Source organism: Kocuria sp. CCUG 69068 (assembly GCF_020833785.1).
Classification (GTDB): domain Bacteria; phylum Actinomycetota; class Actinomycetes; order Actinomycetales; family Micrococcaceae; genus Kocuria; species Kocuria rosea.
Window position 1 is genome coordinate 1 of record NZ_PDDL01000014.1, and the last position, 18,416, is coordinate 18,416.

The following is an 18,416-nucleotide window of genomic DNA, read 5'->3' on the forward strand; positions in this document are numbered from 1 at the left end:
CCCCGGAGGGACGTCTGCATGGGGACCGACACGAGCCCGATCCCATGGCCCAGGACAGGGAGATCAGCTGTCCGTCAGCAGGGAGATACGTGTCCGCCTACAGGGAGATTGGCATGTCCGCTAGCAACCACCGAATGAGCCCTTTCCCAACACTTACTTAGGCATGCTGGCCATCCTGACCCGGAGACTCCACGTGACAAGCACTCCCCGGGCAGAGATCAACCCCATCTGCAGCTCCGTCCCCACGTGCAATGGCCGGCATCCGGTCGCACATAAAGGGCGACAACGCGCCTGCGTCCGCGCCGTCGCCGGTCCGATCAGGAGTTGTTCGGGCGGCCCTGAGGCAGTGATCGCATCCCGGATACAGGACGCAGCCCGCCTGAAGGAATCCCGGGCACGGAACCGCCAACATAGTAACAAGCATGCTTTCTATCAGTAAGCTTCATACTTACGCTGGCCGCAGTGGTCGGCGTACGGGGTGATCGCACGGTCGGGTACGACGGTGCCGGCACCCCGGGAGCCTGCCGTTGCTCCGCGGTGAGGTTGTCGCCTCCGCGCCGCCAGCCATGACGGTGCGGAGGCGTTCCCCGTGGGTATCAATCCTGTGAGACGACCTCAATGACACCACCCTGTCTCGGCCGCGGCGGCGAGAGACCGCATGGGTCATCCCGGGCCACACAGAGCTTCAACTTTTGGTGAGACCATTGATCAGCAGGCTGATTATCAGTAGGGTGAGAGGCAGCAGCCGAATGCATCACCCCGCCCACCGGCGGATACCGTCTGCGCCGGGCTTCCGCCCGTGAGTTCGTGCCACGCGAATTACCCAAAGGAGATTTCATGGCCACCTACGACGTCAATGCCCTTCTCTCCGCCACCGCCTACGGGTCGGACGGCGACAAGATCGGCAAGGTCGAGCAGGTCTTCCTGGACGACACCACCGAAGAGGTCACCTTCGTGACCGTCAACACCGGTCTGTTCGGCACCAAGGAGAGCTTCGTCCCCGCCGACGGCGCCCGGCAGGACGGCGACCGCCTGGTCCTTCCCTACACCAAGGACGTCGTCAAGGATGCCCCGAACGTGGACGCGGATCAGCACCTCTCCCCGGCCGAGGAGGAGGAGATCTACCGTTACTACAAGATGAACTACTCCGGCACCGGGGGCCGTGACGACCGACACGCCACGGAAACCGATCACAACGCCGTTCCGGCGGCTGGGACCGCCGGGTACACCCGCAATGACCGGTACACCGACGACACCGCGGACCGTCACGACACCGCCGCTCGCGCTGATCTCGACGACAACGAGGTCATCCGTCATGAGGAGCGCCTGCGCGTGGGCAAGGAGCGTCAGGAGACCGGCCGCGCCCGTCTGCGCAAGTACGTCGTGACCGAGCACGAGACCGTTGACGTCCCCGTCCAGCGCGAGGAGGTCCGGGTCGAGCGCATTCCCCTCGACGGCACCGAGGTCACCGGCGGCACCATCGGCGAGGACACCGTGGAGGTCACCCTCCATGAGGAGCGTGCCGTGGTGGCCAAGGAGACCGTGGGCGTCGAGAAGATCGAGCTCGAGAAGGACACCGTCCGCGACACCGAGCGCGTCGACGCCGAGGTCCGCAAGGAGCAGGTCGAGGTCGAGACCGACACCGAGCGCGGCACCGGCCTGACCGACGACGATCGCCGCGACCGCAACTGATCGCACCCGATCGACTCCGGGGCCCCCGTCACCGCTGTGGTGACGGGGGCCCCGTCGTCGTGCCGGACGCGGTTCACCCCGCTGCCCGCCGGGCCCGCGCGCCGGGCACGGCCGCGTAGTAGACCAGGCCCAGCGCGACCACCACCGGTTGCACCGATGAGACCCGGCTGACCCAGTTGGACCAGTCCGAGGTTCCCGCCGAGGAACTGGTGGGCGAGACCATGACCTTGACCAATGAGGTACAAGAGGTGCTCGTGCCCGAGGTCATCGCCATCGGCGCGGAAGACACCATCGTCATGGCCCAGCAATTCCCCGAAGACCTCACCGTCGGGGAGAAGGACGAAGTCACCGGCACCGTGGAAAGCCGAGACGTTTTCACCATCGACGACCACGAGGCCCTATTGGCGGTCACCGACGAGGAGACCGCCACCCACTACATCGACCGTGAGGAAGAACGCATCCTCACCGAGGCCACCGTCACCCAGACCGGCTGACCACCGCCACCAGACGGACCTGCCCCGACACGCTCTCGGCTGAGCCGGCAGAAGGCGAACCCCTGTTCCGCGGCGAGCTGGTCCTCGATCATGCTCACCGCGCCCAGGATGTGGGGCGGGAGGCGGAGGCGGCAACATCCTCAGCAGATGGACATCGGCGATCGACCACCACCGTCCCCGGGATAGAAAACAACCAGGTTCGACCGAAGGCGGACCACGGTGCGACCCAGTGGCCCCATGTCTGCCCCGGAAGATGGTTGACCCCGCATCCTCCCCGGGGTGACGAAGCGCCCCTGCCCGGGAGAGGGCGGGGCGCTTCGCTGCGCCGGAACGCAGAAGGCAACCCCGGCCGCCAGGGAGCAGCCACGGGGTTGCCGGATCGGCGTGCACGCCGATCCAACGGGAAAAATACCAGAGGGTAATCCACGGCGTCGACGGCGCATTCATCCACATGAACTGCCCGGTCAGGGCAAAGACGCCCCGCTCTGTCCTGCAGCGGGGCGTCTCTGCTGCGCCGCAGCGCAGGGCGGCCGTGGTCGGACTGGACGTCGGGCGCTTCCCCCCGGAGGCGCCCTCCGACTCCGTGCCGAGCCCCCCGGCTCGACCGGCCGCACCACCACCAACCCAACCGCCCAGTAACCCTCGGCTCCGAATTGGCGTCTCATGTTGTGGACAACACTGCGCTGACCAGGTGCAACACCCTGGTCCCCATGAAGCCCTGAGCGTGGTGCTCCTGGCCGACCGAGGCGGGGGTACAGGCTGGGCGGGACATCCCGGCGCCGCACGCCGGGTCCGGGAGGGTGCACGAGTCCACGGCGTGCGGGCCGCTCAGTGCCCCCCGGGGTCGGGTGGGCTGACCAGGCCGTCGGCGAAGCGCGACAGCAGCATCCCCAGGCATTCCACCTCGACTGGGTCCCAGTCGCGCACCTGGTCGGCGAGCCATCGGGTGCGCGCGGCCACGGCGCGTTCCCGTAGCGCGGCCCCGGCCGGGGTCAGCTCCAAGGCGGTGCGCCGGGCGCTGAGTGCTGATCGGCGTCGGTGTAGCAACCCGGCCGCTTCGGCCCGGTCCACCAGCCGGCTGGCGGTCGAGGCGGTGACATCGGCCAGATGGGCGACATCGCCCACGGTCACTTCGCACTCTTGTGCTGCGCCGCGGGCGCAGGCCTCGATCACCAGCAGACTGGACATCTCCACCGCGGTGGCACCGTCGTCGACGAAACGGGTGCGCGAGGCGCTCCACAGCCGGCGTAGGCGGATCAGGGCGTCATCGAGTACAGACAGATCAGCATCCACATGTGTACTGTACACATATGGGTTCGCCGATGCTGATCACCGGGGCCACCGGCAACGTCGGGGCGCCGCTGGTCCGGGCGCTGCGCGGTGCGGGGGTCGAGGTCCGCCCGGCCTCCCGGAACAACTCGGATCCAGGCGGGATGTCTTTCGACTTCACCGATCCGACCACCTGGAAACCCGCATTCTCCGGGGTGCGCTCGATGTTCGTGGTGCGTCCCCCGCAGATCACCGATGTGCGCCACGCCATGGTGCCGGCCCTGGAGGCAGCGCGGTCCTACGGGGTGCGACGGGTGGTGCTGCTCTCCGTGCAGGGTGCGTGGCAGGTGCCGGTGCTGCCGCACGCCCGGCTCGAGCGGTGGCTGGCCCAATCCGGGATGTCCTGGACGTTCCTGCGACCGGCCTACTTCGACCAGAACCTCACCACCGTCTTGGCCGCCGACATCCGCGACCGAAATCAGATCGTGGTGCCCGCCGGCAAAGGGCGCATCGCGTTCGTGGACGCCCATGACGTGGCCGCGGTCGCCGCGGCCGCCCTGCTCGACCCGTTGCGCCACACCAGCCGGATCTGGACACCCACCAGCGAAGAAGCCCTCGGCTACGAGGAGGTCGCCACGGTGCTCAGCCAGGCCCTGGGGCGCACCATCACCTACCGGCGCCCCAGCATCCCCGGCTACGCCCGGCATGCCCGCACCGTCTTGGGCTTCGACCCGGCGATCACGGCGGTGACCACGCTCATCCACGCCACGGCCCGCCTGGGCGTGGCCGCCGGCCTCACCGACGACGTCCGCACCGTCACCGGGCGGGCGCCCACCACGCTGGTCCAGTTCGCGGCACGGGAGCGCGCCGTGTGGGAGCCCCGGCTCCCCCAGGAGGCCCCACCGGGGAAAGGCGGGATGCCATGATCGTCACCGTGCTCGGCGCCACCGGCAGGACCGGGCGGCTGCTGGTGGCCGAACTGCTCCGCCGCGGCCACGAAGTCACCGTGGTGGTCCGTGACCCCTACGGGGCCCCGGAGGGCACCCACCTGGTGATCGGCGACAGCCGCGATCGGCAGGCCCTGGTCGCCGCACTGGCCGGGGCCGAGGCGGTGGTCTCCGCCCTGGGCCCCAAAGGAAAAGACCACCAGTTGCACCGGCAGACCGCAGCGCAGCTGGTGCCGGCCATGCGCGCAGCCGGTGTGCGCCGCTACATCGGCATCAGCGGTGCCGGGGTCAACACCGCCGGCGACCGCAAACGGGCCCGGGACCGGGTGATCTCCGCCGGCATGGGTGTGTTCGCCCGGTCCCTGGTCGCCGACAAGACCGCGGAGCTGGCCGTGTGGCAGGACACGGAGGCTGACTGGACGCTGGTGCGTCCACCCCGGCTGGTCGATGGGCCCGCCACCGGCAGGGTTGATCACGATGCGTCCGTGTCCACCCGCTCCACGGTCATGCGGCGGGGTGACCTGGCGGTCTTCCTCACCGACGTCCTCGAGCAAGGGCTCTATTGTCGACAAGCCCCATTCGTGGCCACGGCCGATCCCCGGCGGTGACGACCGCCCGCGGCGACCGGACAACCGGGTGACCGAGGGCACGGGCGTAGGCGTGGGCTGCGGGCCATGGGCGCAGTGACGCTGCCGTCAGAACGCTGTGGGCGCAGGCCGGGCACAGGATAGGCAGACGCAGGCCACGCCGGGTCCGGACGTGGTGCGGAGGGGCTCGTGGTGCTCTGCGGGTCGTTCAGGGGATTTGGGCTGGCCCGGGGGCGGAGTCGGGGACGAAGATGGCCAGCAGCTCGCCCACTTCGTGGCTGGCGGTGGCGGGGTGGCGGAAGTGCTGGTGGGTGTTGACGGTGTAATGGCTGCGCCGGCCCACCCGGTGCCGGGTGAGGTAGCCGGCGTCTTCGAGGTCTTTGAGGATGGTCAGGGTGGCCCGGGTGGTGATGCCCACTTGGGCGGCGATCTCGGCGACCCGGGCGTCCTGGGACTGGGTCACGGCCAGCAGCACGTGGCCGTGGTTGGTCAGCAGCGTCCAGGCCGGACGGGCAACGACCTCTGGGCCGGGTGCTTCGGGATCTTCGCTCGAGGGCGGCGGAACGCGGTCGGGTTCGGAAGTGCCGGGGTTCATGGCCGTGATTCTGCCTTCCCGTGAGGACCCGCGGTGGACTGTGCGGCCGGCTTCCCTGAGCACGGGCCCAGTGCTGGGCGGAAGAGGCTGCGGAGGCCTCGCGTCGATCCTGGCCGCAACAGCACAGGGGATAGCCCTACTGCAGCACCGGGGTGAGGTACAGGGAGACGACGCCGATGGCGATGACGACCGTGACAGCCAAGAGGAAGCCGGCCGATACGGTCAGCAGCGCCCAGGGGCGCCGTCGCCGGTGCTGGGGGTGGGGTGCCGGGGTATTCACGATGCGTCCTTCGTTGGGTGTGACGGGAGCTCGTCCTGGGCCTTTGCAGTGGGTTCTACCTGTTCGTGGTGGGGTTTGATCACAGCTTGTCCTCCCGCGTGCTCATCTGTCCGGGGTGGGGAGGGGCGGTGCCGGTGGCAGGCCCCGCGTGCGGGAGGAATGGGGCGTAGTGGTCCAGCGTCGCGTCGAAGACGGGCACGGCGATGATCCGGGATTCATCTGCTGTGGTGAACTCGGTGTGGGCCATTAGCCCGGGGTCGGCTCCGGCCCGTTCCAACAGCACCGGGGTGATGTTCTCGAGCTGCACCAAACCCTGGGCAGGGATCCGCACCCTGGTGGTGGCACCGTCAGCGGCGATGCGCAGGGTCACCTCTAGCGGGCCGTTGTTCACCAGGGTGCCGAGCACACGGCCTTGTTGATCGGCGGCAGCAGCCACGATCACGACGCTGTGCAGCTCGACCTCCCCCAGTTGCGCCTGCATTCCATTGGGTGGTGAATCGTCCATGGTGGTGACGGCCGGATTGGTGGCCCAGCACCCGGTGGCACACACCAGGACGGCCACTGCCGCCCCCGCGCGGCCGGCGACGCCACGCCACATCGCGGCCGAGCTCGCGCTGGTCGACCCTCTGAGGGGCTGGCCCCACTTCCAGCGACTGTGGTCGCAGACCTCCGGTGCCTCCCGGAGCGGTGCGACCGGCGCTGGGGACGGACCGGGTGATCGCCCCGGCCCGGTGGAAGCCACTGCACCCATACTGGTGGTCCCCCTGTTCTTGATGACCTGGGGTGCTGTGACCGAGCCGGGGTCCGTCACAGCTGGGCCAGTCGGCGCGAACGCGCCGGGCGGCGCACAGCGATCGGTGCGCCGGTGGTGACGAGCAGCACCGCGGCCCCGTACGTCACCGTGGGCACCGGCAGCTCCGCCGGGGTGACGACCACACCCGCCCCGATCCGGCCAGCGGTATGGGCGAGGGCAATGGCCCGGACCTGTCTGGCGCGGCGGAAAGGACAGGCCCGGTGCCACACCACCACCACTGGTGCACTGACTCCGGCGGCATCCAGGGTGGGGCGGATGCGGGCCGCCACGGCTCGAGCCGCCTGCAGACCCGCCTGCTGGACTCGGGTCGCGACAACGGAATCTGCACCAAAGGCCGAGCGCAGTGTCGGCACCAGCAGCAGCATGGGCCGGTTCTGCTCGAGGGCGATCCGTACCGCGCAGCGGGCCACCGCCACTGCCTCGGGTCCGTCGGTGATCACTGCGGCCACGGGTCGGCCGGAGGCGGTGGGGGCAGCGGTCCTTGTCAGTGCCCTTTCCCGGTCGGGGAATCGTGAGTCGTGGTCGTCGGTGGTGCCCTGGGCCCGGGGGCGCTGGTGTGTCACCGGGGGCTCGGAGCGGCCGGAATCGGCCCGTCGGGATCCGGTCCGTGGGGGTCGGACCGATGAGGACCAGGCCGGTCGGGGTCGCTTTTGTCCAGTCCGGCGCGTGCTTGCTCGGTGCCCTTGCGAATGCGGGCCTCATGGCGTCCGCCGGTCCTGGTGTTGGCGACCTCACCGATTTTGTTCACGCCCTGGTCGATTTTCTGGCGGTTCCGGGTCAGCGCCCCGGTGGCGTTGGTACGGGCCTTGGCGATCATGTCCTTGAGTCCCATGGCTGCTCATCTCCTCAGGTGTAGATGTGGTTATCGGGTGGCGGGCGGATCAGAGGGGGTGGAGGACCCGCGGTGACCCCACACCGGTTCCAGGGCTGCGTCCTCGGCCGCGGTGGCAACCCGGAACGGGGGCTCGGCCGGGACCGGCAGCGCCTGGCGGCCCTGTCCGCGGGTGGCGCGCAGGCTGGCGACGACGGACACGGCGATGATCGTGGCGACCACGGCCAGGGAGATGCCGGTCGGGATGTAGAACACGTCGATCTTCAGCAGCATCTTGATCCCGACCCAGATCAGCACCAGAGCCAGGCCGATCTTCAGGTACACGAAGCGGTGGATCAGATCGGCCAGCAGGAAGTACATGGCCCGCAGTCCCAGGATCGCGAAGGCGTTGGCGGTGAAGACCAGGAACACCTCGTCGGTGACGGCGAAGATCGCCGGGATGGAGTCGACGGCGAAGACGACGTCGGTGGCCTCGATCAGCACCAGCACCGCCAGCAGCGGGGTGGCCAGCAGCACCCCGTTCTTCCGGACCAGCAGCTTCTGCCCGTGGTAGGCCTCGGTCATCGGTACGAAGCGGCGGAAGCCGCGCAGCACCATCGACTGCTCGGGGTTCAGGTGCTCGTTGCGCTGGCGGATCATCCGGTAGCCGGTGTAGAGCAGGAACGCGGCGAAGACGTAGAGGATCCAGGAGAAGTTCTGGATCAGCACGGCCCCGGCGGCGATGAAGATCCCGCGGAACACCAGGGCGCCGAGCACCCCCAGGAACAGCACCCGGTGCTGGAACTCCCGGGGGACGGCGAAGTAGCTGAAGATGATCGCCCAGACGAAGACGTTGTCCACCGCCAGGGACTTCTCGATCAGGTAGCCGGCGAAGTACTGCTGACCGAACTCCGGCCCCCACACCTGCCAGACGATGACGCCGAAGGCCACGCCGAAGGCCACCCACACCCCCGACCACACCGCCGCCTCGCGCACTCCGATCACGTGGGCGCGGCGGTGGGCGAACAGGTCCACCGCCAGCATCACCACGATGAAGCCCAATACCGCGGCCCAGATCCAGAACGGGACATCCATGACGAAACCTTCCGATCGATCCGATCGGAGGTCTCTCCCGGCCCCGGCTGCGGGCCCGTCCGCCGGACCCGCACGGGGTCGTAGTGACGACGGAACGCTGGTGGGATACTCCCCTCCCTGTACCGACAAGTGAAGCATGCTTCACCCATTGATTCAAGGGGTTGGCCGGTGGTGCCGCGCCATCGACCGCCCCTAAGGTGCTACGGCATTCGCCTTTCGCCTGCCGGGGCAACACGGCCCGACGGCAGGAGAGCCGCACTCCCGTCACGGTGACAAGCATGCTTGCTATTGGTAGAATCGGACGACCGCCCATCCTCGCGATGGGTGTACGGGGTGGGCGGGCTACATGCGGTGGCTGGGTCCCCCCGGGGGGATCATGCCGCCGCTCACCGGCATGACTGTCGCCTCCGTACTGCCTCCCATGACGGTGCGGGGGCGTTCCTCTCCACACCGGCCCGACTACTGCTTAGCAAGCAGCACAGGTGGCCTGGGCAACGGCTCCACGGTGTGGTCCCGCCGTCAAGCTGCTGATCATCCCGGTGGGCGATGTTGTCCTGCTCTGTCTGCTCTGGCCAAAGGATCCCGCCGATATGCCCACCCCGGTCCCCCCTGCATCCGCGCCGCTCCCCGATCGTGTTCACCCGGTGGCGCTCAGCCAGCCGGCCGGCCGGCGAGCACCAGCACCGCAATCGGGCGCGAAGGACGATGCTGCGCTCTGGCCGGCCCAGGTCCGGGCAGGGGAAGTGATCGAGGCGTGGATGGGTGGCATGCTCCGGCACCGCGGGGTGCTCGAGGAGATCGCCCCGCAGATCGGGGTGGTGTGGATCCAGGAGCTGGGGACCGGCATGCGGATCATGCTCGATCTGACCGAGACCGACATCCGGGCCCACCCAGCACCGCCGCCGCACCGGGGCTGACCCCCCCGAGGGCCTACTCCCACTCGCGGTCTTCGAGTGGGGCAGGCTCCGCCTGCTCTACCCTGATCTTCCTCCGTCCTGCATTCCCGGCGCCCGCGCCGGCCCCTGCCGAAAGGTGTATCCCGTGACCGACGACTCCTCCTCAGTGGCCCATCGTCCGATCCCGTCGTTCCCGTCGGTCTCCACCCGGTTGCGCCTGCACGAGGTCCTGGCCGAGAGCCAGGATCTGCGGGAGTTCCTGGAGGAGTTCACCCAGGTGATGGCCGCGCACCTCACCGGTGAGCACACCTCGGTGTGGTGCGCGGTGACGCTGTTGCGCGACGGGCGGGTGGGCACGGTCGCCAGCTCCAACGCCCGGGCCTTGGTGCTGGACGAGATCCAGTACGACTACGGCGACGGGCCGTGCCTGACCGCCGCCCGCCAGCAGCTGATCGTCCACGCCCCGGACCTGGCCCAGGGGCCGTGGCCGGAGTACGGGCAGGCCGCCGCCGCCCAGGGGGTCCATGCCGCGGTGGCGGCCCCCTTCGATCTGCCTGGCCCCGACAAGGCCGCGCTGAACGTCTACGCCGGCACCCGTGACGCCTTCGACGAGGACGCGATCGCGGCGATCACCCAGGAGGTCGTGGCCGCCTCCACCGCTCTTCGCCTGGCCCTGCGCCTGGCGAAGCACCAGGACACCGAAACGGACCTGGCCGCGGCGATGTCCTCCCGGACCGCCATCGACGTGGCCGTGGGCATCCTCATCGGCCAGCAGCACTGCACCCAGCAGGAGGCTTTCGATCTGCTGGCCGCCGCCGCGGCCCGGCGTAATCTCAAGGTGCGTGACCTCGCCGTCGAACTCGTCACCTCCACCACCGGACAGGCCCCCACCACCCACTTCAACACCTCTGAAGCACCCTGGGCGGCCCGCGGCACCGCCTGAGACCCCCGGTCGCCCCGCTGACCCCCGGGGGCGGCTGATGGCCGCACAGGGCGTTGCGTACCGGGGCCGACGGTGGATAAGCTCTCCCCTGGTCGAGTAGCTGACCGATCCCTTGATCGTGCCCAGTGAAAGATCGTTTCCATGCCTTCGAGCTTCCCCGCCCCGTCTGCATCGAGTTCCCCTGCGCCTTGCCCCCGACACCCCCTGCACCGTGTTCCGGGACCTGGTTCCCGGGCCGGTTCCGCCCAGCAGTCGGCGGTGACCCGGTGAGCGGCGCAGCGGAGGCCGCCCCCGCCCCCGGCGCCACCGTGACCGCCTCACCGGCCCTGGAGCGGCTGATGCGGTTGGGTCCCGACGACGCCTTCCCGGAGGAGCTGCTGGGGCTGCCCCTGGAGCAGCTGCAGATCCTGCACAGCCGGATCTGCCGGCAACTGGAGCTGGAGTACCTCACCGACCCCGAGGGCGGGCACCCGATCACCTGCGACCGGCTGCACGAGCTGCAGATCGAGTTCACCTCCCGCGTGCTGGGCTGAACCACCACCGGCCCACCCGGGGCCGGCGGTAGTACCGAGGACCCGGCGATACGGGGGCCGGTGGGCCGTAAAACCCCCGTCCCAGGAGGGCCCACCCACCCACCCCCGTCCTCACCCATCTCGGCTCCTGCCCCGGGAGTGGTGCCGGGGCTTCTGAAAGGACATTGTGCGCGTCGTTGTGCTCGGTGCTGGAACACCCCTGGGACAAGAGGTCGTCGAAGACCTCGTGTTCCGCGGACACCACCCCACCGCCGTCCTCGACGGTGAGCCGGTTCAGGACGCTCACCAGCCGTACCCGGTGGATCTCGCCTACGGGGACATCACCGACACCACGTGGCTGGCCTCCACCGTGGCCACCACCGAGGCCGTCGTGGACGTGCTCAGCGTGTCCCGCAAACAGGCCGCGGCCGCCCGCGCCCGGACTGCCACCCGGCATCTGGTGGCAGCCATGACGGCCCACCGGGTGCACCGCTACGTCGGTCTGGCCCCGCACCACCTCTATCCCGTCCCCGGTGACAGCACCAAGACCGCCCACGTCCGCCAGCAGCTGCGCCAGACGCTGCGCCCGGCCGGTATCGCCCATACCCGCGACCGGTTCCAGATGATCACCGGATCCGGGCTGAGCTGGACCATCGTTCGCACCCCGGTCCTGAGTGCTGGGCCCGCCCGCGGTGTGCGCCACGTGCACCTGCGCCCGGGCCCTCACCGGCGGGCCTCTCTCACCCAGCAGGATGCCGCCCGGTTCCTCGCCGCCCAGGTCCTGGAAACCAGCCTGCTGTGGACCAGTCCCCTGATCAGCAACTGAGAGGTGTCCTGCGAAACTCAGGGCGCCATGCTCACCGGCACCCCCGATCATGAACCGATGCTCGGGGGTGGTGATACGTCTGACATTGCTCCCCATCACCCGGTGTGAGATTTTGGACATGAGCCCGAAACACCGGGTTCCCGGACGAGGGGTGCTGTACCCGGTGTGCGACAAGACGGCCCGCAGGAGGCTGTCATGTCATGGTTCGTTCTGGTGCTCTCCGGGATCCTCGAAGCGGTGTGGGCCACCGCGCTGGGCAAGTCCGAAGGCTTCAGCCGGCTCGGACCGACCCTGGTCTTCGCCTCGGCGCTGGTCGCGAGCATGGCCGGGCTGGCCTACGCCATGCGGGACCTGCCCGTGGGCACCGCCTACGCGGTGTGGGTGGGCATCGGTGCCGTGCTCACCGTCGTCTACGCGATGGCCACCGGCGAAGAACCGGTCGCGATGCTCAAAATCGTGTTCCTGCTGATGATCATCGGCGGGGTCCTCGGACTCAAACTCTCCCACTGAGAACGCATCGAGGCGCTCCACGTCATCACGAGCTGATGACCGCGTCGAGCAGCCCGAGCCGACAGCAGCCCGGCTTCCCGGGCAGCCACACCGCGGGCTTGCGTGAGCCGAGAGAAACACCGCTCGACCCCGCTGCCCAGCGTCACCGGTGTGCCCGCCGATGGGGACCCCGCACATCGGCCTCCCGCTCCCGCCAGCACTTCGAGGACCGGCATGGAACTCCGTGGCTGGGCTTTGCCCGCCGGCTTCCTCGCAGGAGCCCTTCTACGACAAAATCCCCGCCCAGCCGAGGGCCTGGGCGGGGGTCTTGTCTTCGTAGTGCTCAGGTGCTGGGCGGAGGACCGACCACCTGAGGGCCTGTACCGTCGTCGGGAACGACGTAGGAATTCTTTTCGGAGAGCGGCACCATCGGAGTACCTGAACCTGAGCCGTTGGCTTCGATGGAGACACCGACGATGTCTTCAGGCAGTTCGCCAGGAGTAGCGATCCAAGACTGGGAACGTTCTAACGGGTCAGCGCCATCATCAAAGTACTTCTCGTAAAGAGCGGCTTCCATCTGTTCGAACTTGTTGGCGGTAGCTTCATCAAGCACGGTTCCATCAGGCATCACGTAGTCATAGTCTTCGGTGAAGGTTGGCCCCCACTCTGAGAAGTGGTACAGCTCAACATCTTGGAACGGGTAAGAGTTGCCTTCTTCATCGTACAGAGTCACTTGGTAGACGCTTGAATATTCGGTGCCCTGACGGTTGTCGATATCCACAGTTGCGTAGGTGCCAACTCCGGTGCCTGTGGCAATCCGGTATTCCTCAATGTCGGCAGGGGGCTCAGCCGAGAAGTCAACGACAATCTCCGAACCCTCGGGAGTCTTCACGTAGAACGGTTCGTCCAAGTTGACCCGCTCAGGTGAAGGGGACTCAGAAGGGGTCTGGGAGCTCATAGCGGTTTCACTGGGCGTTTCGGGGGTTGCCGTCGGATTACTGGAGCACCCCGCGAGAGCGAGGCCTGCAGCGAGGACTAGGGAGGTCAAGGTGGTCCTTTTGTGCATGGTTCATCCTTCGGAGTAGTCGTTTTGTGCTGATACACATTCTGCCGAGAAGGGGCCAGCCGCCCTCAGCGGCATCCTTCTGGTCCTTACTGATCATGCGCGTATTTCAATACCTTTGGTCAAGGCATGTTCTTCCCGCTGGCATTCGACTGCGGTCATCCCCACCAGGACAGCATGGAATATTGGGCCATCATCGTCATGTACCCAGTGGGACCGCAGAAATTTTCCTGCGCCGTGCTCGCCCTGACTGCAGCCCTCGGCTTTGCCCCTCTGGTGCCGGGCACCCTCGTGAGCATCTCCCTGCGGTGAACGCGATGACCTGTGCAGGACGTCAGCGGTCCTCACGCCACCGGTGACAACCTGGAGAGGACCGTTGTTTCACGGGACCAGTTCTAGGAATCTGCCGCCACGGACAGCAGTCCGGTGATCCCCACCAGGGCGATCCCGGTGCTGAACAGCACGATCACCGCCACCGCGGCCACCAGTACCGCCAGTGTGGCTGCCGCCCCGGTCGGGCTGTCCCCGGTACGGGCGTCGTGGCGCACCACCACTGCCAGCAGCACGGCGCCCAGCAGCATCCCGGCCACTCCGAGCAGCATCGTCATGACCACTCCTCCTTGCTGTCCTCCACCTTGATGCGGCGACTCATCCGACCATGGCCACGGTCGGGCCCGGCGCCGGGAGCAGCGGAGCTGCCAGCAGGTCCGCCCCGCCCAGATGCACCGGTCGGTGCGTGTTCACCCACTCGCGCAAGTGCTCGGAGTTCTCGCCGATGGCCACGACCACCCGCACCTGGGCCATGGCCTCCGCCCTCGCCAGGGTGGCCGCATCGGGGCGGTAGGCGATCAGCACCCGGTCGAAGTGGTGGGCGTCCTCGGCCTGGGCGATGGTGCCCATCCGCACCCCACGGCTCTTGAGCCGGCGCAGCTGCTCGAGCTCGGGCACCAGGGACCGGTCCGGGACCACGATCCCCAGCGACGACCAGCTCAGCTCCTCGCTGTGGCTGAAGATCCAGGCCGCCGCGTGGAACACCGCGACACCGGGGGCCATCGGGGCGGCCGTGTAGGCCCGCGGATTGGCAAAAGATTCCCAGGGTCCCACCGACATCGCGCTCCTCTACCCAGTACCGCGCCCGATACACCCGAACGCATTAGTAAGCATACTGGCTAACGGGCTGGTGCCGGTATTCTGGGCGGGTCACCGTGCACTCTGCCCGCACAGGCCCCCTGCTGGGATGCGCCCCTGGGGAGGGTGCACGGTTGTGCCGTCGGCTGCTGTCCAGGTCTGGGGGGACAAACGCTGGTTCATGGTGCTGCGGCCCCGTCCCACCCACCGCACCAGGGGGGTGCGCTCGGGCTTGCCGGCTTCACCTGGGGTGCTGTCGGTGGCCGGTGCACCAGTCCGGTGCTCGTCCGTGGCGGGAGTCCGAGGGGGGGGTGGCGGCCGGGCCCGCAGTCGTCTCAGTTTACCGCCCGGGCCGCGCCGCGGGGCCTGCGGCGGCCGGGGCCCCGCCTGTCGGCGGCCCCTGGAGCGGTGGTCCCGGACGGGGCGGTGGGCCAGGTCGGTGTTCTGAGCTCAGGGTGCGGGGTGGGGCAGATCGGCCTGGGGCAGGGACCGGGTGGCCCACTGGTGGAGCTCCCAGGCGGTGTCGGGGGGCCAGTGCAGCTGCCAGACCAGGGCGAGCAGGGACTCGGCGGTGAAGTGCTCACCGTGGTGGTAGAGGTGCTCCAGGCGGTGCAGCAGCATGCGCCACACCGGCTCCGGTACGGCCGGCTCCCGCTGGAAGCGGTGGGTGTAGTAGACCATCGCCCGGCGCACCAGCGGCACCGGCAGCACCACCGGGGTGGGGGCCACCGGAGCCCCGGCCAGACACTCGGGGTCGAAGGCATCCACCCAGGGGCGCAAGGTGTCGTTGTTCAACGCCACCACGACGGTGCGGGTCGCGGCCAGGGTCTCGGCCACGGCCAGGGTGGCCAGGGTGGGCCAATACACGACCAGCGGCCCCGCCCACTGCGCCAGGTCACCGGGCTCCTGGGCGGATCCAATGATCGCCCCCTTGCTCTGGGCCTGGCGCAGATGACGCGCCCGATCCAGTGTCACCAGATCCGGCACCAGCAACCCGACCGAGGACCAGCCGACAGGACCACGAGGAACACAGGCCCATTCCAGGGCCCGCTCCGAAGCCTCCCTCGGTGGCACCGGGGCGGGCACATAGGCCCGCGGGCGTTGCCGTGAGCAGAGGGAACGGTGGGGCACGGCGGGGTCTCAGACCCCGTCGGGCAGCACGGCGGAGCGGTCGAAGTCCTCGGTGGTGGCCACCGTCCCGTCCTCGCCGATCAGCGTCACCCCCGCCGGTGAGCCGCGGCGGCTGCCGCCGGAGATCTCCGCACCCACATCGGCCACGACGTTGAGCAGACTCACCCCGGGGCCCACCCGCACCCCGTCCAACAGCACGCAGTTACGCACCGTCGCGCCCTCTTCGACGACGACACCGGGGCCGAGCACCGAGTGCTCCACCACCCCGCCCACGACCGCGCCGGCGGCGACCATCGAGGTGTGCAGCTGCGCGCTGCCGGCGATCCGGGCAGGCACCCGCTGCGGCTGGGCCGAGAGGATCGGCCACCCCGGATCATCCAGGATCACCCCGTCACCGTCGAGCAGCTGCATGTGCGCGGTCCAGTAGGACTGCAGAGTGCCAAGGTCCATCCAATACCCGTGTAGGCGGTGTTCGGCCACGGCACGGTGGGCGACGAACCAGGGCACAAGGTCGTGGCCGTAGTCCTCCAGCTGCCCGTGCTGGGCGTGCAGCTCCTCGAGGGCTTCCAGCAGTTTCTGGGCGTCGTAGAGGAACATCTCCCCGGCCACCAGCCGGCCCTGCGGCTCCTCGGGCTTGTAGTCGAAACCGGTCACCCACCCGTCGTCGTCGACCTGCACCACACCGTAGCGGGAGGGGTCCTCGGCGACCTCGGTGGTGACCATGGTCAGGTCCGCGCCCTTCTCCAGGTGAGTGTCCACGACATCGAGGAAATTGATCGTGTAGAGGTGATCAGCACTGAGCACCAGCACCAGATCCGGGGCGAACTCGCGGATCAGCTCCTTCTGCCGGTAGATCGAGTCCGCGTTGCCCTCGGCGAAGCCCTCCCCGGCCGCACCCTCGTAGGGGGGCAGCACCTGCAGCCCGCCGTGGGAGCGATCCAGATCCCAGGGCCGCCCATTGGCCAGGTGCACATTGAGACTGTGCGGCAGGTACTGCTGCACCACCCACACATCGGAGATGTGAGAGTGCGCCAGATTCGACAGGGCCAGGTCGATGAGCCGATAGGTGCCCGCCACCGGCAGGGCCGGCTTGACTCTCTTCTCGGTCAGAGCACCCAACCGGGAGCCCTTCCCACCGGCCAGCACCAGGGCCAGTATCCGCGGTATCCGCATCAGAACATCCCCCCCCCCATTCCACAGGCGGGGGCACCATCATCGGCCGCACCGCCCCACCTCACCTGGGCCGCGGCAGTGCGCCACCGCGCATGCCGGGCAACCCACCACCACTACTAAGCCAGCTTAGCTCCCTGCTGGGATCGGTGCCCGATCTGCGCTAGGACCACCTCGCTCGACACCGGCGGCCGCCGGTCGGCTCAGTCGCCCACGGCATCCCGACCGCGCCGGATCAGCGACGCATCCGGGGGATAGACCACCGAGACGTCCTTGTCCTCGTAGTCGAACTGGGTCAAGAATACCCGCATCGCGTTGAGCCTCGCGCGCTTCTTGTCGTTGGACTTCACCGTGATCCAGGGGGCGTGGTCGGTGTCGGTGCGCAGGAACATCTCCTCCTTGGCTTGCGTGTAGTCCTCCCACCGGTCCAGGGACGCCAGATCCATGGGCGAGAGCTTCCACCGGCGCACGGGGTCGATCTGGCGGATCGCGAACCGGGTGCGCTGCTCGTGCTGGGTCACGGAGAACCAGAACTTGGTCAGGTGGATGCCGGAGTCCACGAGCATCTTCTCGAACACCGGGGCCTGGGCCATGAACTGCTCATACTCCGCCTCGGTGCAGAAACCCATCACGCGTTCCACATTGGCCCGGTTGTACCAGGAGCGGTCGAACATCACGATCTCCCCCGCCGTGGGCAGGTGGCCGATGTAGCGCTGGAAGTACCACTGCCCGGCCTCCCGGTCCGAGGGCTTCGTCAGGGCCACCACCCGGGCCGCCCGGGGGTTCAGGTGCTCGGTGAAGCGTTTGATCGTCCCGCCCTTGCCGGCGGCGTCCCGGCCCTCGAACACGATGACGTGCTTGAGATCGTGGTCCTGGGCCCAGTACTGGAACTTCAGCAGCTCGATCTGCAGCTGGTACTTCTCCAGCTCGTACTCCTGGCGGCTCATCAGCTCCTCGTGCGGGTAGTCCTCCCGCCAGGTCTCCACCGCCGAGCCCCCTGGGTCGATGAGCTCCGGGTCCTCCTCGTTGCCGTGCGGCACGGTGTAGCCCTGACCAATGAGCTTGTCGATGAACTCCCGCAGGTTCTCCCGCCCCGGCTCCGTCGTCTCAGTCATGGATCGATCTCCTCCCGGGCCACACGGCCCACTCAACACTGCACAACGACGCCGGGATCAGCACAAGACCACCTCACCTGCCCTCAGGAGAGGGCACAGCACCAGGGCCCCGCCCGCTTCTCACCCCCGCCCCGGCCAGCGGCAACACCGGCGCGGGCACACCACGACGATTCCCCTAGACCATGGCGTCTGCGTGGCCTCACTCGCCGGGGCCGCCTCGCAACAGCCTACTAGTAAGCACCCTGATTAATGTGGCAGCGGGGAGCATGCCTGGGGATTGCCCTGGTGAGCCGGGACCATGCCGTCCCCCGCCCGGGGGCCTGTCATCGGTCCCCGCCGGTGGACTCTCTGCCCCGCTCATGAGCAGGCACGGGCGGGCCCTGGCTGGAATCGGCCCGGCCGGAGTCCCGGACTCCGGGGCCGAGGACTTCGGTGTCGGTGCATCCGCTCAGCAGCGTCAGGACCATCCACAGACCCACCCGCACCCACAGCAGGATGAAACCGGACGAGGCGCCCATCGACATGGAAGACCCCCTTATCTGTCGGCCACACCTCTGGC

23 protein-coding genes and 1 riboswitch are annotated in these 18,416 nt (G+C 68.6%); of the genes, 10 read left to right on the forward strand and 13 right to left on the reverse strand.

The features are described from left to right. Positions 1 to 837 precede the first annotated feature (837 nt). Positions 838 to 1,692: a PRC and DUF2382 domain-containing protein gene (locus CRM73_RS04535; RefSeq protein WP_229586954.1), complete on the forward strand. Its 855-nt coding sequence runs from the start codon at positions 838 to 840 to the stop codon at positions 1,690 to 1,692. 176 nt (positions 1,693 to 1,868) lie between these two features. Continuing rightward, a complete protein-coding gene (locus CRM73_RS04540) occupies positions 1,869 to 2,186 on the forward strand; it encodes a hypothetical protein (RefSeq protein ID WP_229586955.1) in 318 nt (105 codons plus the stop codon). 828 nt (positions 2,187 to 3,014) lie between these two features. Here CRM73_RS04540 and CRM73_RS04545 read toward each other — a convergent pair. Further along, positions 3,015 to 3,479, reverse strand: a complete 465-nt coding sequence (locus CRM73_RS04545; RefSeq protein WP_229586956.1) for a MarR family winged helix-turn-helix transcriptional regulator — start codon at positions 3,477 to 3,479, stop codon at positions 3,015 to 3,017. A 17-nt stretch (positions 3,480 to 3,496) separates the two neighbouring features. Between CRM73_RS04545 and CRM73_RS04550 the strand changes: the two genes are divergently transcribed. Further along, positions 3,497 to 4,381 (forward strand): NmrA family NAD(P)-binding protein, encoded by an 885-nt coding sequence (locus CRM73_RS04550; RefSeq protein WP_229586957.1) that lies wholly within the window; start codon positions 3,497 to 3,499, stop codon positions 4,379 to 4,381. Continuing rightward, a complete protein-coding gene (locus CRM73_RS04555; RefSeq protein WP_229586958.1) occupies positions 4,378 to 5,010 on the forward strand; it encodes an NAD(P)H-binding protein in 633 nt (210 codons plus the stop codon). Before CRM73_RS04550 ends, CRM73_RS04555 begins: the two co-directional genes overlap by 4 nt. A gap of 187 nt (positions 5,011 to 5,197) precedes the next feature. Here the strand turns inward: CRM73_RS04555 and CRM73_RS04560 are convergent, their stop codons facing one another. From CRM73_RS04560 to CRM73_RS04585, 6 genes are all read right to left on the reverse strand, one after another. Next, positions 5,198 to 5,584, reverse strand: a complete 387-nt coding sequence (locus CRM73_RS04560; protein ID WP_229586959.1) for a winged helix-turn-helix domain-containing protein — start codon at positions 5,582 to 5,584, stop codon at positions 5,198 to 5,200. A 136-nt stretch (positions 5,585 to 5,720) separates the two neighbouring features. After that, on the reverse strand, positions 5,721 to 5,864 hold the full coding sequence (locus CRM73_RS04565; RefSeq protein WP_229586960.1) for a hypothetical protein: 144 nt from the start codon (positions 5,862 to 5,864) through the stop codon (positions 5,721 to 5,723). Positions 5,865 to 5,943: 79 nt separating this feature from the next. After that, entirely contained in the window at positions 5,944 to 6,426 is a 483-nt protein-coding gene (locus CRM73_RS04570) for a hypothetical protein (RefSeq protein WP_229586961.1), read from the reverse strand. 245 nt (positions 6,427 to 6,671) lie between these two features. Beyond that, the gene (locus tag CRM73_RS04575) at positions 6,672 to 7,127 is read right to left on the reverse strand and encodes a hypothetical protein (RefSeq protein ID WP_229586962.1); all 456 of its coding nucleotides are present in this window, start codon (positions 7,125 to 7,127) and stop codon (positions 6,672 to 6,674) included. 110 nt (positions 7,128 to 7,237) lie between these two features. Then, positions 7,238 to 7,510: an antitoxin gene (locus tag CRM73_RS04580; protein ID WP_229586964.1), complete on the reverse strand. Its 273-nt coding sequence runs from the start codon at positions 7,508 to 7,510 to the stop codon at positions 7,238 to 7,240. A 30-nt stretch (positions 7,511 to 7,540) separates the two neighbouring features. Then, positions 7,541 to 8,584, reverse strand: coding sequence for a TerC family protein (locus tag CRM73_RS04585; RefSeq protein ID WP_229586966.1), 1,044 nt, complete (start codon positions 8,582 to 8,584; stop codon positions 7,541 to 7,543). A 767-nt stretch (positions 8,585 to 9,351) separates the two neighbouring features. On the opposite strand from CRM73_RS04585, the gene CRM73_RS04590 reads away from it, so the two are divergent. The 5 genes from CRM73_RS04590 to CRM73_RS04610 all read left to right on the forward strand — a co-directional run bounded on the left by CRM73_RS04590 (position 9,352) and on the right by CRM73_RS04610 (position 12,271). Next, the gene (locus tag CRM73_RS04590) at positions 9,352 to 9,501 is read left to right on the forward strand and encodes a hypothetical protein (protein WP_154676745.1); all 150 of its coding nucleotides are present in this window, start codon (positions 9,352 to 9,354) and stop codon (positions 9,499 to 9,501) included. 124 nt (positions 9,502 to 9,625) lie between these two features. Further along, entirely contained in the window at positions 9,626 to 10,423 is a 798-nt protein-coding gene (locus CRM73_RS04595) for a GAF and ANTAR domain-containing protein (protein ID WP_229586967.1), read from the forward strand. Positions 10,424 to 10,689: 266 nt separating this feature from the next. Next, entirely contained in the window at positions 10,690 to 10,956 is a 267-nt protein-coding gene (locus CRM73_RS04600) for a hypothetical protein (RefSeq protein ID WP_095649942.1), read from the forward strand. A gap of 166 nt (positions 10,957 to 11,122) precedes the next feature. Further along, entirely contained in the window at positions 11,123 to 11,761 is a 639-nt protein-coding gene (locus CRM73_RS04605; RefSeq protein WP_229586968.1) for an NAD(P)H-binding protein, read from the forward strand. Positions 11,762 to 11,878: 117 nt separating this feature from the next. After that, positions 11,879 to 11,946: riboswitch (guanidine-III (ykkC-III) riboswitch) on the forward strand. Between the two features lie 10 nt (positions 11,947 to 11,956). Beyond that, positions 11,957 to 12,271 (forward strand): multidrug efflux SMR transporter, encoded by a 315-nt coding sequence (locus tag CRM73_RS04610; RefSeq protein ID WP_095649944.1) that lies wholly within the window; start codon positions 11,957 to 11,959, stop codon positions 12,269 to 12,271. 322 nt (positions 12,272 to 12,593) lie between these two features. Here CRM73_RS04610 and CRM73_RS04615 read toward each other — a convergent pair whose 3' ends face one another. Beyond that, on the reverse strand, positions 12,594 to 13,208 hold the full coding sequence (locus tag CRM73_RS04615; RefSeq protein ID WP_229586969.1) for a hypothetical protein: 615 nt from the start codon (positions 13,206 to 13,208) through the stop codon (positions 12,594 to 12,596). Between the two features lie 234 nt (positions 13,209 to 13,442). Here CRM73_RS04615 and CRM73_RS04620 point away from each other — a divergent pair, with 234 nt between their 5' ends. Next, positions 13,443 to 13,625: a hypothetical protein gene (locus CRM73_RS04620; RefSeq protein WP_075873015.1), complete on the forward strand. Its 183-nt coding sequence runs from the start codon at positions 13,443 to 13,445 to the stop codon at positions 13,623 to 13,625. An 83-nt stretch (positions 13,626 to 13,708) separates the two neighbouring features. On the opposite strand, the gene CRM73_RS04625 is transcribed toward CRM73_RS04620, so the two are convergent. From CRM73_RS04625 to ppk2, 5 genes are all read right to left on the reverse strand, one after another. Further along, complete coding sequence (locus CRM73_RS04625) at positions 13,709 to 13,921, reverse strand: hypothetical protein (protein ID WP_075873016.1); 213 nt, start codon at positions 13,919 to 13,921, stop codon at positions 13,709 to 13,711. Positions 13,922 to 13,961: 40 nt separating this feature from the next. Beyond that, positions 13,962 to 14,423 carry a hypothetical protein gene (locus CRM73_RS04630; RefSeq protein ID WP_229586970.1) on the reverse strand — a complete coding sequence of 154 codons (462 nt, stop codon included), beginning with the start codon at positions 14,421 to 14,423 and terminating at the stop codon, positions 13,962 to 13,964. Between the two features lie 468 nt (positions 14,424 to 14,891). Continuing rightward, positions 14,892 to 15,416 (reverse strand): hypothetical protein, encoded by a 525-nt coding sequence (locus CRM73_RS04635; protein WP_141246759.1) that lies wholly within the window; start codon positions 15,414 to 15,416, stop codon positions 14,892 to 14,894. A gap of 165 nt (positions 15,417 to 15,581) precedes the next feature. Continuing rightward, positions 15,582 to 16,745 carry a glucose-1-phosphate adenylyltransferase family protein gene (locus CRM73_RS04640; protein WP_095649947.1) on the reverse strand — a complete coding sequence of 388 codons (1,164 nt, stop codon included), beginning with the start codon at positions 16,743 to 16,745 and terminating at the stop codon, positions 15,582 to 15,584. Positions 16,746 to 16,945: 200 nt separating this feature from the next. After that, the gene (ppk2, locus tag CRM73_RS04645; RefSeq protein WP_075873020.1) at positions 16,946 to 17,857 is read right to left on the reverse strand and encodes a polyphosphate kinase 2; all 912 of its coding nucleotides are present in this window, start codon (positions 17,855 to 17,857) and stop codon (positions 16,946 to 16,948) included. Between the last annotated feature and the right edge of the window lie 559 nt (positions 17,858 to 18,416).

What these genes read in the sequence shown, in the direction of transcription:
- CRM73_RS04585 (WP_229586966.1), bottom strand. Translation starts at nt 8,584, where the DNA reads ATGGATGTCCCGTTCTGGATCTGGGCCGCGGTATTGGGCTTCATCGTG.
- CRM73_RS04615 (WP_229586969.1), bottom strand. Translation starts at nt 13,208, where the DNA reads ATGAGCTCCCAGACCCCTTCTGAGTCCCCTTCACCTGAGCGGGTCAAC.
- CRM73_RS04630 (WP_229586970.1), bottom strand. Translation starts at nt 14,423, where the DNA reads ATGTCGGTGGGACCCTGGGAATCTTTTGCCAATCCGCGGGCCTACACG.
- ppk2 (WP_075873020.1), bottom strand. Translation starts at nt 17,857, where the DNA reads ATGACTGAGACGACGGAGCCGGGGCGGGAGAACCTGCGGGAGTTCATC.
- CRM73_RS04535 (WP_229586954.1), top strand. Translation starts at nt 838, where the DNA reads ATGGCCACCTACGACGTCAATGCCCTTCTCTCCGCCACCGCCTACGGG.
- CRM73_RS04560 (WP_229586959.1), bottom strand. Translation starts at nt 5,584, where the DNA reads ATGAACCCCGGCACTTCCGAACCCGACCGCGTTCCGCCGCCCTCGAGC.
- CRM73_RS04550 (WP_229586957.1), top strand. Translation starts at nt 3,497, where the DNA reads ATGGGTTCGCCGATGCTGATCACCGGGGCCACCGGCAACGTCGGGGCG.
- CRM73_RS04610 (WP_095649944.1), top strand. Translation starts at nt 11,957, where the DNA reads ATGTCATGGTTCGTTCTGGTGCTCTCCGGGATCCTCGAAGCGGTGTGG.
- CRM73_RS04640 (WP_095649947.1), bottom strand. Translation starts at nt 16,745, where the DNA reads ATGCGGATACCGCGGATACTGGCCCTGGTGCTGGCCGGTGGGAAGGGC.
- CRM73_RS04555 (WP_229586958.1), top strand. Translation starts at nt 4,378, where the DNA reads ATGATCGTCACCGTGCTCGGCGCCACCGGCAGGACCGGGCGGCTGCTG.
- CRM73_RS04590 (WP_154676745.1), top strand. Translation starts at nt 9,352, where the DNA reads ATGCTCCGGCACCGCGGGGTGCTCGAGGAGATCGCCCCGCAGATCGGG.
- CRM73_RS04580 (WP_229586964.1), bottom strand. Translation starts at nt 7,510, where the DNA reads ATGGGACTCAAGGACATGATCGCCAAGGCCCGTACCAACGCCACCGGG.
- CRM73_RS04620 (WP_075873015.1), top strand. Translation starts at nt 13,443, where the DNA reads ATGTTCTTCCCGCTGGCATTCGACTGCGGTCATCCCCACCAGGACAGC.
- CRM73_RS04625 (WP_075873016.1), bottom strand. Translation starts at nt 13,921, where the DNA reads ATGACGATGCTGCTCGGAGTGGCCGGGATGCTGCTGGGCGCCGTGCTG.